General features: G+C 69.0%; 1 protein-coding gene. It reads right to left on the bottom strand.

Annotation, left to right across the window (positions count from 1 at the left end):
* A partial coding sequence (locus HMPREF2581_RS33620) for an AMP-binding protein (protein WP_256565213.1) occupies window positions 1-610 on the bottom strand: 610 nt, incomplete at both ends.

Raw genomic sequence — 610 nt, 5'->3', positions numbered from 1 at the left:
GATGCTCCAGCAGGCGCGCCTCGATCTCGCCCAGCTCGATGCGCAGGCCGCGCAGCTTCACCTGGTGGTCGATCCGCCCGGCGTACTCGATCACCCCATCGGCGCGGTAGCGCGCCAGGTCGCCGGTGCGGTACATCCGCTCCCCAGCCACGAACGGGCTGGCGACGAAACGCTCGGCAGTCAGCCCCGGACGCTGGTGGTAGCCACGGGCCAGGCCCCGGCCGGCCAGGTACAGCTCGCCGAGCACGCCCACCGGTACCGGCTCCAGGTTGCCATCGAGGATGTAGCAGCCCAGGTTGCCGATCGGCCGGCCGATCGGCACCGTGTCCTTGCCCTCCTCCACGCAGGTCCAGTGGGTGACGTCGATGGCCGCCTCGGTCGGGCCATAGAGGTTATAGAGGCCGGCCTGCGGCAGCTTGGCGAACACCTGCTGCTGGGCGTCCGCTGGCAGTGCCTCGCCGCTGCAAACGATGCGTTTCAGGCTGGTGCAGGAGGCGACGTCTTCATCCTGCAGGAACGCCTGCAGCATCGACGGCACGAAGTGCAGCGTGTCGACCCCTTCGCGGTTGATCAGCTCCACCAGCTTCGCCGGATCGCGATGATCGCCCGG

This window comes from Pseudomonas sp. HMSC057H01, from assembly GCF_001836405.1.
Taxonomy (GTDB): Bacteria; Pseudomonadota; Gammaproteobacteria; order Pseudomonadales; family Pseudomonadaceae; genus Pseudomonas; species Pseudomonas aeruginosa.
Note: the sequence above shows the minus strand (reverse complement) of the source record. Positions and strands in the feature narration are given on the sequence as shown.